At 71.3% G+C, this 18,668-nt stretch carries 16 protein-coding genes; 8 read left to right on the top strand and 8 right to left on the bottom strand.

Annotated elements, in window-relative coordinates; translation table 11 throughout:
• The first annotated feature begins 5 nt into the window (after window positions 1-5).
• The 6 genes from HHX35_RS06525 (at window position 6) to HHX35_RS06550 (ending at window position 7,173) form a co-directional block, all read left to right on the top strand.
• Window positions 6-1,094: a glycosyltransferase gene (locus tag HHX35_RS06525; RefSeq protein WP_182897982.1), complete on the top strand. Its 1,089-nt coding sequence runs from the start codon at window positions 6-8 to the stop codon at window positions 1,092-1,094.
• 113 nt (window positions 1,095-1,207) lie between these two features.
• Window positions 1,208-3,034 carry a DUF4434 domain-containing protein gene (locus HHX35_RS06530; RefSeq protein ID WP_182897983.1) on the top strand — a complete coding sequence of 609 codons (1,827 nt, stop codon included), beginning with the start codon at window positions 1,208-1,210 and terminating at the stop codon, window positions 3,032-3,034.
• A gap of 301 nt (window positions 3,035-3,335) precedes the next feature.
• Entirely contained in the window at window positions 3,336-3,920 is a 585-nt protein-coding gene (locus HHX35_RS06535; protein ID WP_182897984.1) for a hypothetical protein, read from the top strand.
• A gap of 143 nt (window positions 3,921-4,063) precedes the next feature.
• On the top strand, window positions 4,064-5,092 hold the full coding sequence (locus HHX35_RS06540) for an RNA-guided endonuclease TnpB family protein (protein ID WP_310738917.1): 1,029 nt from the start codon (window positions 4,064-4,066) through the stop codon (window positions 5,090-5,092).
• Between the two features lie 112 nt (window positions 5,093-5,204).
• The gene (locus HHX35_RS06545) at window positions 5,205-5,861 is read left to right on the top strand and encodes an NrtR DNA-binding winged helix domain-containing protein (RefSeq protein WP_139573823.1); all 657 of its coding nucleotides are present in this window, start codon (window positions 5,205-5,207) and stop codon (window positions 5,859-5,861) included.
• A 94-nt stretch (window positions 5,862-5,955) separates the two neighbouring features.
• The gene (locus HHX35_RS06550) at window positions 5,956-7,173 is read left to right on the top strand and encodes an acyltransferase (protein WP_182897985.1); all 1,218 of its coding nucleotides are present in this window, start codon (window positions 5,956-5,958) and stop codon (window positions 7,171-7,173) included.
• Here the strand turns inward: HHX35_RS06550 and HHX35_RS06555 are convergent.
• Window positions 7,152-7,958, bottom strand: coding sequence for a polysaccharide deacetylase family protein (locus tag HHX35_RS06555; RefSeq protein WP_182897986.1), 807 nt, complete (start codon window positions 7,956-7,958; stop codon window positions 7,152-7,154). The two genes, HHX35_RS06550 and HHX35_RS06555, sit on opposite strands and share 22 nt — an antisense overlap.
• A 119-nt stretch (window positions 7,959-8,077) precedes the next feature.
• On the bottom strand, window positions 8,078-10,153 hold the full coding sequence (locus HHX35_RS06560) for a glycoside hydrolase family 6 protein (protein ID WP_182897987.1): 2,076 nt from the start codon (window positions 10,151-10,153) through the stop codon (window positions 8,078-8,080).
• 137 nt (window positions 10,154-10,290) lie between these two features.
• Here HHX35_RS06560 and HHX35_RS06565 point away from each other — a divergent pair, with 137 nt between their 5' ends.
• Window positions 10,291-10,770, top strand: coding sequence for a hypothetical protein (locus tag HHX35_RS06565; protein WP_182897988.1), 480 nt, complete (start codon window positions 10,291-10,293; stop codon window positions 10,768-10,770).
• A gap of 75 nt (window positions 10,771-10,845) precedes the next feature.
• Window positions 10,846-11,910, top strand: coding sequence for a histidinol-phosphate transaminase (gene hisC, locus HHX35_RS06570; protein WP_182897989.1), 1,065 nt, complete (start codon window positions 10,846-10,848; stop codon window positions 11,908-11,910).
• Between the two features lie 40 nt (window positions 11,911-11,950).
• Here hisC and HHX35_RS45075 read toward each other — a convergent pair whose 3' ends face one another.
• From HHX35_RS45075 to purD, 6 genes are all read right to left on the bottom strand, one after another.
• Window positions 11,951-12,106, bottom strand: coding sequence for a Clp protease N-terminal domain-containing protein (locus HHX35_RS45075; RefSeq protein ID WP_182898412.1), 156 nt, complete (start codon window positions 12,104-12,106; stop codon window positions 11,951-11,953).
• An 83-nt stretch (window positions 12,107-12,189) separates the two neighbouring features.
• Window positions 12,190-13,152 (bottom strand): EamA family transporter, encoded by a 963-nt coding sequence (locus tag HHX35_RS06580; RefSeq protein ID WP_182897990.1) that lies wholly within the window; start codon window positions 13,150-13,152, stop codon window positions 12,190-12,192.
• A gap of 36 nt (window positions 13,153-13,188) precedes the next feature.
• The gene (locus tag HHX35_RS06585) at window positions 13,189-14,433 is read right to left on the bottom strand and encodes a transcriptional regulator (RefSeq protein WP_161627967.1); all 1,245 of its coding nucleotides are present in this window, start codon (window positions 14,431-14,433) and stop codon (window positions 13,189-13,191) included.
• A 262-nt stretch (window positions 14,434-14,695) separates the two neighbouring features.
• Window positions 14,696-15,973: a UDP-N-acetylglucosamine 1-carboxyvinyltransferase gene (gene murA / locus HHX35_RS06590; RefSeq protein ID WP_182897991.1), complete on the bottom strand. Its 1,278-nt coding sequence runs from the start codon at window positions 15,971-15,973 to the stop codon at window positions 14,696-14,698.
• 173 nt (window positions 15,974-16,146) lie between these two features.
• Complete coding sequence (locus tag HHX35_RS06595; RefSeq protein WP_182897992.1) at window positions 16,147-16,995, bottom strand: phosphoribosylaminoimidazolesuccinocarboxamide synthase; 849 nt, start codon at window positions 16,993-16,995, stop codon at window positions 16,147-16,149.
• 74 nt (window positions 16,996-17,069) lie between these two features.
• Window positions 17,070-18,311 carry a phosphoribosylamine--glycine ligase gene (gene purD, locus HHX35_RS06600; RefSeq protein WP_182897993.1) on the bottom strand — a complete coding sequence of 414 codons (1,242 nt, stop codon included), beginning with the start codon at window positions 18,309-18,311 and terminating at the stop codon, window positions 17,070-17,072.
• Between the last annotated feature and the right edge of the window lie 357 nt (window positions 18,312-18,668).

The following is an 18,668-nucleotide window of genomic DNA, read 5'->3' on the forward strand; positions in this document are numbered from 1 at the left end:
CGCGCGTGCACGTGCTCGTCATGACGGTGGTGCATCACCCCGAGGACGCCCGGATCCTGCACCGGCAGATTCGGGCGCTCGTCGACGCCGGTCATGAGGTCACGTACGCCGCGCCGTACACCGCGCGGGGAGTCGTGCCGCGTTCGTGGGTGACGGGCGTGGACCTCCCCAGGGCCGCCGAGCGGCGTCGCCTCGCGGCGGTGCGGGCGGCCCGCAAGCTCTTCAAGAGCATGCGCGGCAAGGTCGACCTGGCCCTCATCCACGACCCCGAGCTGCTGTTCGCGGTCGCCGGGGTGCGCCGTCGCCCGCCAGTCGTCTGGGACGTCCACGAGGACACCCCCGCGACGCTGTCGCTCAAGCCGTGGCTGCCGGCGTTCCTGCGCCCGCCGATGCGCTTCCTCGCCCGGCTCCTCGAAACCACCGCCGAGCGCCGGCTGCACCTGCTGCTGGCCGAGGCGGCGTACGCGGGCCGGTTCAAGCAGCAGCACCTCGTGGTGCCGAACGAGACATGGGTGCCCGACCGGGTCAGCCAGCCCGGCGACGACCGCGTCGTCTACCTCGGCTGGCTGTCGGAGGCCCGGGGCGTCCAGGAGGCCGTCGAGGTGGCCCGCCTGCTCCAGCCGCACCGGGTGGCCGTGGAGCTCATCGGCTACGCCGACCCGCAGAGCCGCCCCCTGCTGAACGAGGCCGTCGCCGAGGGCGTCCTGGAGTGGCGCGACTTCATGCCGAACGACGAGGCGCTCAAGCGGCTCGACGGGGCGCTCGCCGGGCTCTCGCTGCTGCACGACGAGCCGAACTACCGCCACTCGATGCCCACGAAGATCGTGGAGTACATGGCGCACGGCATCCCGGTCATCACCACCCCCTCGCCGCGGGCCGTGGAACTGGTGGAGCGCTACCAGTGCGGCCTGGTCGTCCCCTGGCAGAACCCCCAGGCGGTGGCGCGGGCGGTGCTCCAGCTCAGGGACAACCCCTTCGAGCGGATCGGCACCGGCGGGCGCGGCTACGCCGCCGCGCGGGCGAACCACCACTGGCCCAACTCCGCACGCCGGTTCGTCACCCAGTTGGAGGCGTGGGCGGGCGTCAAGAGCTGAACACGCGATGAACACCGTTCCGGGCGGCTCGTGACGCCGGCCGGACAGTGCGAACATCCGGGTAGGCTGGGCGCGGCAAGATCATTTGAACGACGGGCGGTAGTGTCCTGAAAGTGCGCTGGCTCACTCTGGTCCTGGGCGTGGCGATTCTCGCCGGCGTCGCATCAGTGGTGATCGTTTTTCGCGACGGGAGCACCGGCTCCGGCACCGCCAGCGCCGGGCAGACCGCCCCCTCGACCCCCATGATCGGGTCGCCGACGCACAGCGAGTTCACCGACCCCTGCGGGACGTTCGAGACCGCGGCGACCACGCCGTACGCCGTGAGCGGCTACTGGCTGATCCCGACCTCCGATCCCTGCACCTGGCGGCGCCAGCTGGAGGCCATCCACCGCCTCGGCGGGGACACGGTCGTGCGTCTCGGCTTCGGCCTGTCGCCGCGCGAGACCGACGACGAGGGCCAGGTCCTGGAGGCGTCGACTCCCGAGGGCAAGGACCCCAAGCCCGACGCCAGGTACGCCCGCTGCGTCGAGAACGGGCTGTCCTGCATGAAGGCGGCGGAGAAGGAGCTCCAGGCGGCCAACGCGGGCAACAGCATCACGGGGACGTACGTCTACCGAACCGACGAGCGGTTCGGCCCCGGCATCCTCCGCTGCCCGCAGATGGAGCACGAGGTCGTCGTGGGGGACGCCGTCTTCTTCCGGCTCCTCGCGCCCGAGGACGGCTCGGACGACCCCACGTGCGACTTCACCCGCGAGGGGCGCGGCTACCACCTGATCCTCGTGTCGGCGGGCACCAAGGACAGCCTCAGCGAACTGCTCGACCTCGGCGACCGGTTCGGCATCAAGGTCTTCCCGGCCCTGCCGCTCGCGCCGCGCGACCCCGAGGAGTCCACCCGGGCCGACCCCCGCCACATCGGCACGCTCACCACGCTGACCCGGCGGATCCTGCAGGACTACGGCGACCGCTTCAAGGGCCGTGAGTCGCTGGGCGGCGTCTACCAGCCGTTCGAGCTGCAGCTGCGGGACTGGCCCGACCCGAGCAAGGTCCAGACGCTCCAGGTGTACGCCGAGCAGCACTCGATCGTCGAACAGGAACTGCCGGACAAGCCGATCCTGGTGAGCCCGTACATCGACAGCCGCAGGCGGGTGAAGTACACCTCCACGCCCACCCAGGTGGCCCAGGGCTTCAAGGCCCTCGCACGCACCGGGGTGGAGATCATCGCGCCGCAGGACGGCCGGGGCACGGGCAAGGTGGGCCTGTTCTGGCCCAACTGGAAGAACCAGCCGGTGGACGACAGCCTCAAGCCGGTCGTCGGGGAGAGCACGTACGCCACGGCCTACTACGGCAGCACCCGCGACTACTACCGCGCGATGTCGCTGGCCCGCCAGGAGCTGGTCCAGGAGGGCGTCCAGGTGGAGCTGTGGGCCAACGTCGAGGCGTTCGAGCCGTCCACCTCGACGGAGACCTGCGGCCGTCAGGGCACCCGCGGGCGCACCGACAAGCCCAGGCTGGACAGACAGGTGACGCTCGCCGCGCCGTACGTGTCGAAGATCATCTCTTACATGTGGAGCGACTTCTTCACCTGCGGCTCGCCGTCGCTGTCGGAGGAGATCGCGGCGGACTGGGACCGCCCGATCCCGATCGAGGTGCAGCGGCACGCGCGGCAGATCCAGGACGGCCTGGAGATCCGCGGCTACCACCTCGGCTCGGCCAAGGTCACGCTGAGCTGGCCGGGCCTGGACACGCCGCGGGTCGTCGACGCGGCCACGGTGGGCTGGTATGACGCCACGCCGATCCAGGGGCTGCCGGCGGGCACGGAGAAGATCTGGATCCCGGTGGACTGGGCCACGGTCCCCGACGACGTCTGGATACGGGTGGAGGTCACCTCCGCCGACGGCAGGAAGTCCGCCGAGCCGGTCTTCTATCACCACACCGGCTGACCGCCCCCTGATCGAGCCGCTCCGTTCCCCGGTCCGTCCCCCATGTCGTGCCGGAGGCGCGCGATGAGTACGTGCCGGAGGCGCGTGGTGAATACGTGCCGGAGGCGCGCGATGAGCATGGCCAGGCAATGTGCGTGCAAGGAACGGACAATGCCGCGGCGGGGCGCCCGTGTGGGCGGCGCGGCCCGCTGATCTCCTTTGCCTGCGCCGCCGCCGAAGGCGGAGCGACGGTTGACCCCGTCCACGCCGGCATCGAATGCCCGCCGCACAGGGCATTCGACGATCGACAAGGAGACCGCCCATGAACCGACTCCGTCACCTGCCCGCCGGTCTCGCGGCGGGCGCGCTGGTGGCCGCGATGGCCCTGGCCGTCCCCGCGGCCACCGCCGCCCAGGCCGCGAGCGGGCGTGCGAACGTCGTCACCGCGCTCGACTACAACAGCACGGGCTGGACCTACCGCCAGGTGCCCGCCACGATCCAGGTGCCGGGCTTCGCCCAGCCGGGATTCGACGACAGCGCCTGGCCGAGGGGACAGGCGGGCTTCGGCACCACCAACGGGACCTGCTCGTGGAACAACCAGGCCAACGTCAAGACCCCGTGGGCGGTCGACACCGACATCCTGGTGCGCCACTGGCTGCACCTGCCGCGTGACGCGCAGGCGGTGCGCATCCAGGGCACGGTGGACAACGACGCGCAGGTCTACTTCAACGGCCAACTCGTGCAGAGCGTCAAGAGCGGCAAGTGCGCCGCCGGGGCGATCGACGTCGTGGTGCCCGCGACCTACCTCGACTGCTGCAACCTGCTCGCTGTACGCGGCCACGACGCCGGCGTGGCGGCCTATCTGAACCTCCGGGTGACCTACGTCAAGCCCACGCAGGCGCTCTGACGTTCCCGGCGATGCGTCGCCCGGCATCGGCCGCGCTGTGCAGGTCGCGCCGTGCCGGGCGACGCCCGGGGACACGAATCCCGGTTACCGGATCCTCCGGAGGAAGCCCGGTCCTTCGCTTCAGGGCAGGGAGGAATCCTGGCGTGGCCCGGCGAAGCCGGGGCCACGACTTCCTGTACGAGGTGTCCTCGGTGCCGTTGCAGCAAGCGCTGCGACACCAGCACACGGCGTTCGTGAACTTCTTCGCCGGACGCGCCCGCTACCCGCGGTTCAAGTCCCGCCACGGCCGCCAGTGCGCGACCTACACCCGCTCGGCGTTCCGCTGGCGCGACGGCCGACTGTTCCTCGCGAAGATGGACGACCCGATCGCGTTCGTATGGTCCTGGCCCGAAATCGACCCTGCCGTGATCAACCCGACCACGGTGGCCGTCTCCCGCGACCCTGATGGCCGCTGGTACGCCTCCATCGCGATAGATACCGGGACCGAGCCTGAGCCGCTGCCCGTCACCGGTGTTGACGTAGGGGTCGACCTCGGCGTGAGCGACTTCGCCGTCCTGTCCACCGGCGAGAAGATCCCCAACCCGCGCCACCTGGAACGCAAGGCCCGCAACCTGGCCCGCTACCAGCGGCGCATGGCCCGCAAACAGCGCGGCAGCAACAACCGGGCCAGGGCCAGGGCGAAGCTCGCCCGCGCCCACACCAAAGTGCGGGACGCCCGCGCCGACTTCCTGCACCGCACCTCCACCCGCCTGGTCCGCGACCACGACCTGATCGTGATCGAAGACCTCAACGTCAAAGGCATGATCCGCAACCGCTGCCTGGCGCGGGCGATCTCTGATGCCGGGTGGGGCGAGTTCCGCCGCCAACTGGAGTACAAGACCGCGCGTGCCGGGCGGCGCCTGGTCGTGATCGATCGCTGGTATCCCTCGTCCAAGACGTGCTCGGCGTGCGGGCACCTGCTCGCCACCCTCAGCCTGTCCACCCGGCACTGGACGTGCCCGGGCTGCGGCACCCGGCACGACCGGGACGTCAACGCCGCCAAGAACATCCTGGCCGCTGGTCGAGCGGTGTCCGCCTGTGGAGCTGACGTGAGTCCGCAAGGGTCCTCCCTTCGGCGGTCGGCGGTGAAACAGGAAGCCCAGCCCGCGAGGGCGGGAATCCCAGTCCCTTAGGGCCGGGAGGAAGTCAAGGGGATGTGGAGCGGTGAAGCAGCTCCCGCGAGGGGCCGGGCCGGCTGACTCCGGACGGCCCGAGCCGCGGCCCGCGTCCTGTAGCGTGCTGGACATGATCCCGCGTATCCCGGTCAGCGTGGATCTTGTCGTGCTCACCGTCAGGTCCCAGCAGCTCAGCGCCCTCGTCTGGCGGCGCGACCGGCCGCCGTACGAGGGCCGGTGGGCGCTTTCCGGCGGTTTCATCAAGCTGGAGGAGGACCTTCCCGCCGCGGCGGCCCGCGTGCTTGCCGAACGGGCCGGCCTTCCCGGGGCGCCGGTCCACCTGGAGCAACTCCAGACCTACGGCTATCCGGACCGCGATCCGCGCCAGCGGGTCGTCAGCGTGGCCTACCTGGGCCTCGCTCCCGACCTGCCCGCGTCCACCGAGGCCCACATGAGCTGGCAGCCGGTGGCCGAGCTGACGCAGATGGCCTTCGACCACCGCAGGATCATGCTCGACGGCGTGGAGCGGGCCAGGGGCAAGCTCGAATACACCTCGCTCGGCGCCGCCTTCTGCCCGCCCGAGTTCACCGTCGCCGAGCTGCGCCGCGTCTACGAGATCGTCTGGGGACGTCCGCTCGACCCGCGCAACTTCCACAGGAAGGTCACCAAGACGGAGGGCTTCCTCGTGTCCACCGGGCGCACCACGACCCGGGACGGCGGGCGTCCCGCCATGCTCTACCGCCGGGGCCCCGCCGTGCTGCTGCACCCGCCCATGCTGCGCACCTGACCGGCCGCGCCCGGCGGGGGCCGGGCCGCACGCTACACCACCAACGCCGGATTAATCCCGACTCACAGGGATCTTTCAGGATATATTCCGGCCTATGCTGGCTGCGGCCCCCCGCATCACCGATGCGCCGGCCATTCCCCCTGGACCGTCCCGGCTGCGCGTGCTCGACCTTCTGCGGTTCTGCGCGGCACTCGGCGTCGTCCTTTTCCATTTCGGCGAGACGCGCGCCTGGGGCACGCCCAACGCCTTCCCCGCGCTGAGCATGGCGACCATGTTCGGCGTGTACGGCGTGCGCCTGTTCTTCCTGATCAGCGGATTCGTGATCCTGATGAGCGCCTGGGGCCGCACGCCGGGCCACTTCGCGGCGTCGCGGATCGCGCGGCTGTTCCCGGCGTACTGGGCGAGCGTGCTCGTCCTGGGCGGCCTGGCCGTCGGCGGCCTGATCACCGACCACCGGCCGAGCCTCACCGAACTGCTGGCCAACATGACGATGCTCCAGCACGGCTTCGCCGTACGCGACCTGGAGATCGTCTACTGGACGCTGTGGCAGGAACTGGTCTTCTACGCCCTCATCGCCTGCCTCGCGGCCGTGGGGATCACCTACCGCCGGTGCCTGGCGTTCATGGGGGCGTGGGTGCTGCTGCTGGCGATCGCCGACCGGGTGAACGCCGACCTGCTGCAGGCGGTGCTCGTCCCGTTCAGCGCGCCGTACTTCATCGCGGGGATGGCCCTCTTTCTCGTCCACCGCTTCGGCGGGTCGCTGTTCCCCTGGCTGTTCGTGGGCGTGGGCTGGATCCTCGCGCTCTACACGGCGCTGAGCGAGGGACCACCGGCGATCCGGAGATACGGGCAGGCGCTGGGCTCGGCGCTCGTGGTGGGCGTGATCTCGCTGATCTTCCTGGTGATGATCCTCGTAGCGGTCGGCGCGTTCGACCGGATCGACTGGCGGTGGCTCACCTTCCTCGGCGCGCTGACCTATCCGCTCTACCTCTTCCACCACCACGTCGGGTTCCTGCTGATCCAGTGGCTCCACCCGGTGCTGGGCAACCGCCTCACGCTCCCGCTGGCCGTGGCCGCCGCGCTCGTGGTCGCGTACGGCGTGCACCGGCTGGTCGAGCGGCCCCTGCAGCCCCGGATGCGAGCGGCCCTGGACCGCTCGCTCACGGCCGACGCCGGTCTCGTCCCCCTGGCGGAGACGGCGGTCGCCTCTCCCATGCCTCCGGGGCCTCCGCCGGTGTCACTGCCGCCGGGGGCGCCGGCGCCGTACGCGGAGACGACGCCCGGGGCCGGTTACTTGCCGCGGGGCGGGTAGACCTCGCCGGGGCGCAGTTTGCGGCCCTGCAGCAGGGTCGTCAGCGTGACGAACTTGTAGTGCTGCTTCTCCAGCGCGGTGAGCACGCCGGGCATGGCCTTGACCGTCTCGGGGACGATGTCGTGCAGCAGGATCACGCCGTTGCGCTTGGCGAGCTTCAGCGTGCGCTGGGCGATCACCTTGGTGTCGCGGGCCTGCCAGTCGAGCGTGGACCCCGTCCACAGGATCTGCGGCAGCCCCAGATCGGCCATGAGACTCGCGATCCTGGAGTCGGTCGCGCCGTTCGGCGGGCGCATGTAGTCCGGCATCTTGCCGATCGTCTGATTGATGATGTTCGAGGTGCTCGAGACCTCTTCGAACACCTCACCGTCGGACAGATCGGTGAGCGAGGGGTGGGTCCAGGTGTGGTTGCCGATGTCGTGCCCCTCCTCGTAGATCCGCCGGGTGAGCTCGGGACGGTAGGCCACCTTCCTGCCGAGCAGGAAGAAGGTGGCCTTCGCCTTGTGCTTCTTCAGCGTGTCGAGCAGCGCCGGGGTGTAGGGCCAGGGGCCGTCGTCGAAGGTGAGGGCGATGCACTTGTACCGGGCGCAGTAGGGCTCGTCCTTCTTCTTCACCCCGGCCGGGGTCGCGGCCTTCGCGCTCACGGCCGCCGCCTCGGCGGTCGCGGCCTTCGCGCTCACGGCCGCCTCGGCGGTCGCGGCGGTCGCGGGTCCGGCCGCGGTGGGGACGACGCACACGCCGGCGGCGCAGGCACCGGCCATCACGATTCTTGCTTTCCGCCACATGTCGCTGGATCTTAGTGCTTGCCTCCGAAACCGGGCGGTTCCCACGAAGTTGATCGGGCTCTGCGCCGGATTCCCGACGAACGGCCCGAACTGCTCGCACGCCGGGGCCGAACCGCTCATCAGAGCGGCGGAACGGCGTCCTTGGCCCGCTGGAGGGCGAGCTCGGGCCACCACGTGCCGCCGTAGGGCGGGACGACGCCGTACACCGGGTCAGTGGAGCCGCCCTCGCCGCGGTCGCACCGGTCGTCGGACATGCCGGCCGGCCGGACCCACAGGTACGCGTCCACGAGCGCGCTGCCGGTGCGGGTGGTCGGCCGTACGCCGGCGCCGCGTCCCGGCGGGTTGCACCAGTCCTGGGGGTCCTTGTACCTGCCCTCGGGCGGGGTCCACTCGCCCTTGCCGTTCCTGCTCGTGTCGATCACGAAGTGGGGGAGCCCGGCCGTCCCCGCGTCCGTGCCGGCGTCGGCGCAGGCGCGGTCGCGGCCCTGCGACTTGGTCTTCACGCAGGCGGCGAGGCGGGTGCCGTACGCGACGAGCTGACCGGTCTTCTGGAATCCGGAGACGTTGAGGTAGAAGCCGTCCGCGTCGGCGATCCCGGCGTCGACCAGCCGGGTCGCGGCGACCTCCGGCGTCGGCCAGCCGTCGAGGCTGCCGTCGAGGTAGACGGCGGTGTTCGGCAGTGCGCCGAGCCGCTTGGCCGCCGCGGCGAGCATGCGCAGCCTGGCACGCTGGTCGGCGGCGTCGCCCAGCGAGCAGTCCGGCGAGCCCGGCAACTCCGCGAGGCTGTTCGGCTCCAGCACGAACACCGCCCTGCGGTCGCCCACCGCCGACGCGAGCGCGTCGATCCAGGCGAGGTAGTCGGCCGAGTCCGCCGCGCCGCCGTCCTCGTTGCACGCGCGCAGCGGGATGTGGTCGGTGACGAAGACCGCGACCGCGTCCTGCCGCGCCGCGGCCTCCAGCGCGGCGCTCGCCGCACGGGCGGCCTCGGCCGCGCTCGTCTGGCCGAGCCACACGGCCCTGGGCACCGCGGCCAGCTTCCGCATCACCGCGGCGTCGCCTGCCCGTCCCGCCGCCTGCCAGACGTCCGCCTGGTGGGCCTCGTCGCCGGTCGGGCTCGCGTAGAACCGTACGGCCCGCCCTCGCAGCGGGTTGCCGCCGGGGGCGCTCGCGGTGGTGCGCGCCGGCGGTTTCCGGGACGGCTCGGGGTCGCCGGACGATGCCGCCTGGACGGCGACGACCACGCCCGCCGTGACCGCGATGGCGGTGGCAGCGGCGGCGATCCCCACGCCCAGGCGCGACCGGCGGCCCGTCCCGCCCGCCACGGCCGTGGGCGCTCCTCGCACGCTCGGTGGCGCGGGCTCGGGCGCGGGCTCGATGGGCTCGTGGCCGGTCAGCATCTCGACCAGTCGCCGCGCGGTGGGACGCCGGGCCGGGTCCTTCGCCAGCGCCAGGTCGACGATCGACCGCAGCCGGGGGTCGAGACCCGAGATGTGCGGGGGCTCGTGCAGCACCCGATAGAGGATGCTCGGGATCGACCCGCCGCTGAACGGCGCCTGGCCCGAGGCGGTGTACGCCACCAGCGCGCCCCAGGCGAAGATGTCGGACGCCGGGGTCAGCCGGTCGCCCTTCGCCTGCTCGGGCGACATGAAGGACGGCGTTCCCGCGACGATGCCGCTGATGTCCGCGGTGGTGTCGGCGACCTGGGCGATGCCGAAGTCGATGACCTTGGGACCGACCGGCGACAGCAGCACGTTCGACGGCTTGAGGTCGCGGTGGATCACCCCCGCGCTGTGGATCGCCTGCAGGGCCACGGCCACGTTGACCGCCACCGCCTCCAGGCTCGACCCCGACAGCGGCCCGCGCTCCCGCACGACCTCCTGCAGGGTGGGCCCCGGGACGTACTCGGTGGCGAGGTAGGCGACGTCGCCGTCCAGCCCCGCGCCGAGGACGGCGGCGGTGCAGAAGCGGGCGACCCGCTGCGCGGCGGCGACCTCGCGCTGGAACCTGCGCCGGAAGTCGGGGTCGGCCGCCCACTGCGGGTGGATCACCTTGACCGCCGCGTCGCGGTCGTCGGCGTCCCGGCCGAGGTAGACCGTGCCCATGCCGCCCTGGCCGAGCCTGCCGAGGATGCGGAACGGTCCGATCCGCCGGGGATCGCCGTCCCGCGGTCCGTCGCCCTCCGCACCGCTCGTCATGCTCTCCCCGCTCGCCGGTTACCGCGCGATCCTAACCACGCGATCCCCGGCCCACCAGGGAGGTACAGCGGACGTCAAGGGCCTTGAAAGCGCCCCGGGACAAACTGCCCGCAACGACAGAGGAAAGGACCCCAGCCATGGCCCTCACCCGCTCCCTGGCAGGCATCACGCTCGCGGCCGGCATCCTGGCCCTCGCCCCGCTCGCCACCGCGACGGCCGCCCAGGCCGCCGCCGCTCCGAAGCCCTGGGGTCCCTACTACGCCACCGGATCGAAGGCCAAGGTGAGCGGCTCACTGACCGCCGCGGCCAAGGACGACCCGAGCCTGCCCGCGCCGTACGTCAAGGTCGCCGGCAGCGTCACCAGCCTGACCCACAAGGCGTCCACCTGCGGCTGGGCCCTGTTCCGCGTCAGCTACTTCGACGCCGCCAACAAGCCGCACCTGGCCTACCGCAACTACCGCACCTGCTCGTACGGCGCGAAGAAGGCGTTCGCCTTCACCGTCAAGAACGTCGGCGAGGTCGAGCTCAAGACCTGCTCGGAGGCCAAGGCCGCCAAGCCGTCCCTCAACTGCCAGTACGCCGGCACCTGGAAGACGCTCTACGCCTACTACAAGTAGGGCCGGGGCCGGCGGGTCGTCCGCAGGGGGTGTGCGGGGTGCCGCCCGACCAGGCGGATCTCCTATCGTTAGGACATGTCTCGATTCCGCTCGATCCTCGACACCATGCCGGCCTACAAGCCGGGCAAGGCCGTGGTCTCCCCGGACGGCCGGTCCTACAAGCTGTCCTCCAACGAGAGCCCCTTCGGACCCCTGCCGTCGGTGGTGGAGGCGATCGCGCGGGCGGCCACGGAGGTCCACCGCTATCCCGATCCCGGCGCGGTCCGGCTCACCGAGACGCTCGCGGAGCGGTTCGGCGTGCCGTACGACCACGTCGCGCTGGGCGCCGGCTCGGTGGCGGTCGCCCAGCAGATCCTGGAGGCGGTCGGCGAGCCCGGCGCCGACGTGGTGTACGCCTGGCGCTCGTTCGAGGCATACCCGCTGCTGGTCGGCCTCTCGGGCGCCAACGCGGTCGAGGTGCCGCTGCGCGACGAGACGCACGACCTCGACGCCATGGCCGACGCCATCACGCCGGAGACGCGCCTGGTCTTCGTGTGCAATCCCAACAACCCGACCGGCACGGTGAACCGGGCCGACGAGCTCACGCGGTTCCTCGACCGCGTGCCCGAGAACGTCACCGTCGTCCTCGACGAGGCCTACCGGGAGTACGTCAGGGACGCGGACGTGCCGGACGGCCTCACGCTCTACCGCGAGCGCCCCAACGTCGCCGTCCTGCGCACGTTCTCCAAGGCGTACGGCCTGGCGGGGCTGCGGGTCGGCTACCTGATCGGGCACGAGCCGGTGGCCGCCGCGGTCCGCAAGACGCTGCTGCCCTTCGCGGTCAACCACCTCGCCCAGGCCGCCGCGATCGCGTCCCTGCAGGCCGAGGACGAGTTGCAGGAGCGGGTCGAGACCGTGATCAAGGAGCGCAGCCGCGTCAGGGAGGCGCTGCTGTCGCAGGGCTGGACGGTCCCGCCCACCGAGGCCAACTTCGTCTGGCTGCGCCTCGGCGAGCGCACGATGGAGTTCGCGGGGACGTGCGCGGCCGCGGGCGTCGCCGTGCGCCCGTTCGACGGGGAGGGGGCCCGGATCTCCATCGGCGACCGCGAGGCCAACGACGTCTTCCTCGCCGCCGCCGAGGCGTTCCGGCGGGCTTCCTAGCGCGCCGGATACCGCTGGACGAACTCGTCCGCGATCCGCCCTATGTGGTCGAGGCCGGCTCCATTCGTGACCGGGACCTGGGCCCCACACTTTCGCGATCGCGGACGAGCCCGAGCAGGATGTGCTCGGTGCCGATGTAATCAAGGCCGCGCCGCTCCTCGCATTTCCCCTGCGAATATCGCGGGATAATCGGCAGTTCGCAGCGAAATCAAGTGCCTGATTCGATCGCGGCCTCGAATTACCGGTTTCGCTCGCGCGCTTCATCGAACCGGCTCGATTTCACGGTTCGGAGGTCGGCTGCGACGCGGTGACGCGCCCTGGGACCGCGGAGGTCTCCTCTGCCGGCGGTGTCGCGGTCCGGCCACGGCGTTCGGTGGAGACCACCAGCGCGACCCCCACCACGATCAGGGCTCCCGCCACGAGCATGGCCGCGGTGACCGGTTCCGACAGGACCGCCATCCCGAGGATCACCGCCACCACCGGGTTCACGTACGCGTAGGTGGACACGAGCGAGATCGGGGCATGGCCGAGCAGCCAGATGTACGAGGTGAAGCCCACCAGGGAGCCCACCAGCACCAGGTAGGCCAGGGCCGCCCACGACTGCCAGCTCACCGCGCCGAGGTGCAGCCGCTCGCCCTGCACGAGGCCCATGACCAGCAGCGCGCTGCCGCCCACCGCCATCTCGACCGTGCTGGCCACGAAGGGGTTGGCCGGCATGGGGATCCGCGGGGAGATGAACGATCCCGCCGACCACGACAGCGAGCCCAGCAGCACCACGGTGATGCCTGCCCCGCTGCCGGACGCGCCGCCGCCCCGGAGCGAGAGGAAGGCGACTCCGGCGAAGCCCACCAGCACGCCGGCCAGCGTCAGCACGTGCGGCCGGTCCCTGAAGACCGTCCTGAGCACGATCAGCCACAGTGGGGTGGAGGCGACGAGCAGCGCGGCCAGCCCACTGGAGATGTGCTGCTCGGCCACGGAGACCATGCCGTTGCCCCCGGCGAGGAGCAGGAGCCCGACCAGCGCGGCGCCCCCGAACTCCCTCCACCGCATGCGGAACGGCACGGCCCTGACGAGCAGGACCGTGCCGAGAACCAGCGCCGCCGCGACGAAACGGAGCCCACCACTCGTCATCGGCGGGAGGGTCTGGATGGCGATCGCGATGCCGAGGTACGTCGAGCCCCACACCACGTACACGGCCGCCAGCGCCAGCCACACCCGTGCGTCATGACCGTTTCGTTCCATGAGTCATGACGATAGACCGTCGCTTCTGAACGGTGATTACCGGTTCAGCTTCTCCACGATCAGCCGGTAGAGCTGTCGCGGCCGGCCCGGCTGGGGGGTGCGGTTGGGCGGAAGCGGCCACGCGAGTCCCTCGTCAACCAGCGTGCGCAGCAACCGCCTGGCCGTGCGCGGGGTCACCCCGAGCATGCGCCCGGCGCCCTCCGCGTCCACGACCGTGTCCCCGCCCTCCAGCTTGGCGGCCAGGCGCGCCAGCACCTCGACCCCCTTGGGCTTGACCGGTCCGCCCGGCTGGGGCGGCATCCGGGGCGGCGGCACCAGTGCGCGGCCCTCCCGGTCCACCGCGAAGCCCTGCGGCTGCTTGCCGCCCTGGGTGCGGGCGAGCGCGCCCCTCGCGTGCGTCTCGGCCTCGTGCGTGGTGCGGCCCATCCCCACACCCACCTCGACGGCCAGGCCCAGTTCCTCGCGGATCCGCGCGGCGAACGGCAGCACCCGGAACCCGTCCGTGGCCGTCGCGATCGAGCCCTTCGTCGCCACCACGAGGTAGCTGTGGTCGTCGATCGGCCACACGCTCGCGTTGATCCGGTTGGCCTCCTGCACCAGCAGGCGGTGCAGCGACAGCCGAAGCTCGTCGCGCCAGTAGCGCGGCGCGGCCCGCCTCACCGGCTCGCGCAGCGTCGGCACCTCGACCAGCACGACCGTGAGCTGCGACTCCTCCAGCCGGTGGCGGGCGCCGAGCAGCGACGCCGTGTGCAGTGCCGTACGGACGGCCGCTGAGGTCGGCCGGATCGGCACCACCGGCACCCCGGCGGCGGTCAGCCGGTCGGCCACGCCCTGGACGCATGTGAGCGCGCCCGTCGTGGCCCCTTGGCGGAACAGCCGTTCGTGAAAGGCCGTGATCGTGCCGACCGGGCCCGGCTCGTCACGGCTGTGCACCTCGCCCGAGGAGAGGTTGAGGTCCATGTACGCCTCGTCGATGTCCGGCCGGCCGAGCACATCGAGGCTCACCCGGCGGGGATCGACCCGCTCATCCAGCGCGGCCCGCGCGATCGCCGCCACGAGTGCGGCCCCGCCGAGCTGCACGTGCGTGGCGGGCATCGTCAGCACGCCGGCCCGGCGGGCGAGCTCGAAAGGCACCGGACTCGCGAACAGGCACGCGTCCACACCCGGACCGAGCCGGGTCACCTTGTCCGCCGCCTCCTGTTCGTCCCGGTACGCGGCGGCGACCAGCCGGCAGGGCACCGGGGCAGCCGAGTGCCCCATGAGCATCACCCGCTCGACCAGATCGTGCGACCCCACCACACCGATGGTGAGGTCGGGTGTCACCGTGCCCAGACGTGACCCGCGCGGAGTGTCTTCCGTGCGCTCGACCAATGTTCGTCCCATCCCACGTCGCCCTCGTTGTTGTGGCTTCTCTTTGGAACGATCGCTGGTTAAGGCCGTAATGTCACGCCCAGATTTGCCGGAATACCATTCTGGGTGGTCTCGGCTGTTCCGTAAATCGGAAGGTCCCCGCTGGTCAGGGCATTAGTAAAGGTTTCCGGACTCAGCCCTCGTCCGAAGTGGAAATTTCACGCACCACATCTGCGCCGAGTGCCTGCATACGCTGCGCGAGCGCGGCGTGACCGCGGTCGATGAGATATCCGGACCCGATCGTGGTCTCGCCTTCCGCCGCGAGACCGGCGAGCACGAGCGCGATTCCCGACCGCAGATCGTGCGCCGTCACCTCGGTGCCGTGCAGCGGCGTCGGACCGTGCACGACCGCCCGGCTGCCCTCGACCTCGACGTTCGCCCCCATCTTGTTCAGCTCGCCCGCGAGCGCGAAGCGACCGTCGAAGATGCGCTCGTGGATGTAGCTGGAGCCCTCCGCGAGGCAGGCCACGGTCATCAGCGGCGACTGCAGGTCGGTCGCGAAGCCGGGGTAGGTGTCGGTGATCACGTTGATCGGGCGCAGCGGGCGGTTGCGGCGGACCTGGAGCACCGCGCCGTGGTTCTCGAACTCGACGCCCATCTGCTCCAGCTTCCACCGGACCACGCCGAGGTGCTCGAGGGAGGCGCCGACCAGGCTGACCTCGCCTCCGGTGATCGCCGCGGCCATCGCGAAAACGCCCGCGTCGAGCCGGTCGGGCATGACCGTGTGCTCCACCGCGGTCAGCTCGTCCACGCCCTCGACCGTGATGAAGCCCGTGCCGCCGCCGCGGATGCGCGCGCCCATCCGGGTCAGCATCGTGATGACGTCGAGCACCTCGGGTTCGAGGGCCGCGTTCTCGATGACGGTGGTGCCCCGCGCCAGCGAGGCGGCCATGATCAGGTTCTCGGTGCCGGTGTGCGACGGGGTGTCGAGGTACAGCGGGGCGCCGATCAGGCCGCCGGCCTTGATGTGGATGACGGCCTCGCCCTCGTCCACCATCGCGCCCAGGCGCTTGTAGCCCAGGTAGTGGAAGTCGAGGTTGCGGCTGCCGAGGTTGCACCCGCCGACGCCCTCGATGATCGCCTCGCCGAGGCGGTGGAGCAGCGCGGGGACGAACAGCACCGATCCCCGGAACCGGCGGGCGATCTCCGCGGGCAGGACCGGGCTGGTCAGGCGGGAGGCGTCGATGACGAGCGTCCGCTCGCTCTCGTGGAACTCCACCTTCGCGCCCACGGCCTGGGCGAGCTCGACCGCCCGGCGCACGTCCTCGATGACGGGCACGTTGCGGAGCACCGTGCGGCCCTCGGCCGCGAGCAGCGCCGCCCCGATCATGGGCAGTACGGCGTTCTTCGCGCCCTGGATGAAGGCGGTTCCACGCAGTACGTTGCCCCCGCGCACGCGGTAACTGACCATGAATTGCTCCTATTTCGGGGGAAGGGTGGGGGACTCCCGTCAGCCGGCAGCCGGGTCGTCGGCGAGGACGATCGGCCTAGAGTAGCCGCTGTTCCAGGAGTTTCGGGGAGGAACTACCCCCAGAACGCATGGGGGAACGGGTCACTTGAGACTACTTGTGTGACCTGTGTGATTCAGCCGCGGAAGCGCTCGCCGGTCAGCCGCTCGTACGCCTCGACGTAGCGGCTGCGGGTGCGCTCGACGATCTCGTCGGGGAGCGGCGGGGGCGCCTCGCCCGACGACCTGTCCCAGCCCGACTCGGGGGACAGCAGCCAGTCCCTGACGAACTGCTTGTCGAACGACGGCTGGGAGCGTCCCGGCTCCCACTGGTCCAGCGGCCAGAAGCGGGAGGAGTCGGGCGTCAGCACCTCGTCGCCCAGGGTAAGCACGCCGTCGGCGTCCCAGCCCAGCTCGATCTTCGTGTCGGCCAGGATGATGCCACGTTCCAAAGCGATCTCGGCCCCGCGGCTGTAGACGTCGAGGGTGATACGGCGCAGCCGCTCGGCCACGTCCTCGCCCACCTCCGCCACGACCTCCTCGTATGTCATGGGCTCGTCGTGCTCGCCCATGGGGGCCTTGGACGACGGCGTGAAGATCGGCTCGGGCAGCCGGGACCCGTCGGTGAGCCCTTCCGGGAGCCGAACGCCGGAGACGACGCCCTCCCTGCGGTAGTCCACCAGTCCGGAGCCGGTGAGGTAGCCGCGGGCCACGCACTCCACCGGCACCATCCGCAGCCTGCGGCACAGCACCCCGCGGCCGGCGAACTCCGCCGGGACGTCGGCCGAGACCACGTGGTTGGGAACCACGTCCTTGAGCTGCTCGAACCACCACAGCGACAGCCGGGTGAGGATCTCCCCCTTGTCAGGGATGCCGGGTTCGAGCACGTAGTCGAAGGCCGAGATGCGGTCGGACGCGACCATCAGCAGCAGCCCGTCGGGGGTCTCGTAGAGGTCGCGTACCTTGCCGGAGTGCAGGTGCTTCACCGTTCCATCTTCCCAGCTCTCCCGCGCGCCCGGAGCAAGGGGAGCGCAGAGGGAGAGCCGGGCGTCAGGAGGCGTCAGGAGGAGGCGGCGGCCAGGGCGATGTCGGATCGGTGGTGGGAGCCGCGCATCGTGATCTGCTCCAGCGCCTCGTAGGCCCGAGCCCTGGCCTGGGCGACGTCGGCGCCCGTGCCGACCACGTTGAGCACCCGCCCGCCGTTCGACACGAGCCTGTTGTTCCCGTCGAGGGCCGTGCCCGCGTGCAGCACGTACGCGCCCTCGACCGTCACCGGAAGCCCCGCGATCGGGTCGCCCTTCACCGGGTCGGCCGGGTAGTTCTCCGCGGCGAGCACCACGGTCACGGCGGCGCCGTCGAGCCACCGCAGCGGCGGGTGCCCGGCGAGCGCGCCGGTCGCGCACGCGAGCAGCAGTTCTCCCAGAGGGGTCTCCAGCCGGTCGAGCACGACCTGGGTCTCCGGGTCGCCGAACCGCGCGTTGAACTCGATCACCCGGGGGCCGTCCGCGGTCAGCGCCAGCCCGGCGTACAGCACTCCCGTGTACGGCGTGCCGCGCCGCGCCATCTCGGCCACGGTCGGGCGCACGATCTCGGCCATCACCTGCGCGGACAGGTCCTCCGGCGCCCACCGCAGCGGGGTGTACGCCCCCATGCCGCCGGTGTTGGGGCCCTTGTCGCCGTCGTAGGCCCGCTTGAAGTCCTGAGCAGGCTGCAGCGCCACGGCGCTCGTCCCGTCGCACAGCGCGAACAGCGACACCTCGGGGCCGTCGAGGTACTCCTCGATGACGACCCGCTCGCACGCCCTGGCGTGCTCCAGGGCCTCCTCGCGGCTGTCGGTCACGACCACGCCCTTGCCGGCGGCCAGACCGTCGTCCTTCACGACGTACGGCGCCCCGAACGCGTCGAGCGCCGCCGCGGCCTCCTCCTCGGTGGTGCAGGTGTACGCGCGCGCGGTCGGCACCCCGGCGGCGGTCATCACGTCCTTCGCGAACGCCTTGGACCCCTCGACCTGCGCCGCCTGCGCCGACGGGCCGAAGCAGGCGATCCCGGCGGCCCTGACGGCGTCGGCGACGCCGGCGACCAGCGGCGCCTCGGGGCCGATCACGACGAGGTCGGCGCCCAGCCGTTCGGCGAGCGCGGTCACGGCCGCCCCGTCGGTCGGCGTGACCTGGTGCAAGGTGGCCACTTCGGCGATGCCGGCGTTGCCGGGGGCGCAGTGGACCTCTACGACGGCGGGGTCGAGCCGCAGGGCGCGGCACAGAGCGTGCTCGCGACCCCCGGAACCGATGACAAGTACGCGCACCCGACCATTGTCGCAGCGGTCGGCCGCCTCCCGTTCTCAGGTGTGGGCGAGCGCCCGGGCGGAGGAGTCCCTATCCGTACGCCGGGGCGTCTTCCGCCGGCTGACGACGCGGAGCATGCCGATCTGCCCCGTTCGGGTGCGGATACACACCGATGGCTAGATTGTGCGGGCTGTTTTTGGCAAGAAGTGCATGATCGGTGGGACTTGACGCCGCTACCCTGGAACAGGTGTCCAACGGCCCTGTGGTAGGTTAGACAGGCTTCGCGCTGTCTCGTGGCGATTGGAGGTGGTCTGGGATGAATTCTGGTGATCCCGTCAGTACGTGCTCGCGCACGTACGTCGTGCGCATTCCCGACC

The sequence above is a fragment of the Microbispora sp. H10830 genome (assembly GCF_014161375.1).
Classification (GTDB): Bacteria; Actinomycetota; Actinomycetes; order Streptosporangiales; family Streptosporangiaceae; genus Microbispora; species Microbispora catharanthi.

Bases quoted from the DNA above. Each gene is read 5' to 3' on its own strand.
- murA (WP_182897991.1), bottom strand. From the start codon at position 15,973: ATGGTCAGTTACCGCGTGCGCGGGGGCAACGTACTGCGTGGAACCGCC.
- hisC (WP_182897989.1), top strand. From the start codon at position 10,846: ATGTCTCGATTCCGCTCGATCCTCGACACCATGCCGGCCTACAAGCCG.
- HHX35_RS06535 (WP_182897984.1), top strand. From the start codon at position 3,336: ATGAACCGACTCCGTCACCTGCCCGCCGGTCTCGCGGCGGGCGCGCTG.
- HHX35_RS06580 (WP_182897990.1), bottom strand. From the start codon at position 13,152: ATGGAACGAAACGGTCATGACGCACGGGTGTGGCTGGCGCTGGCGGCC.
- HHX35_RS06565 (WP_182897988.1), top strand. From the start codon at position 10,291: ATGGCCCTCACCCGCTCCCTGGCAGGCATCACGCTCGCGGCCGGCATC.
- HHX35_RS06555 (WP_182897986.1), bottom strand. From the start codon at position 7,958: ATGTGGCGGAAAGCAAGAATCGTGATGGCCGGTGCCTGCGCCGCCGGC.
- HHX35_RS06545 (WP_139573823.1), top strand. From the start codon at position 5,205: ATGATCCCGCGTATCCCGGTCAGCGTGGATCTTGTCGTGCTCACCGTC.
- HHX35_RS06560 (WP_182897987.1), bottom strand. From the start codon at position 10,153: ATGACGAGCGGTGCGGAGGGCGACGGACCGCGGGACGGCGATCCCCGG.
- HHX35_RS06550 (WP_182897985.1), top strand. From the start codon at position 5,956: ATGCTGGCTGCGGCCCCCCGCATCACCGATGCGCCGGCCATTCCCCCT.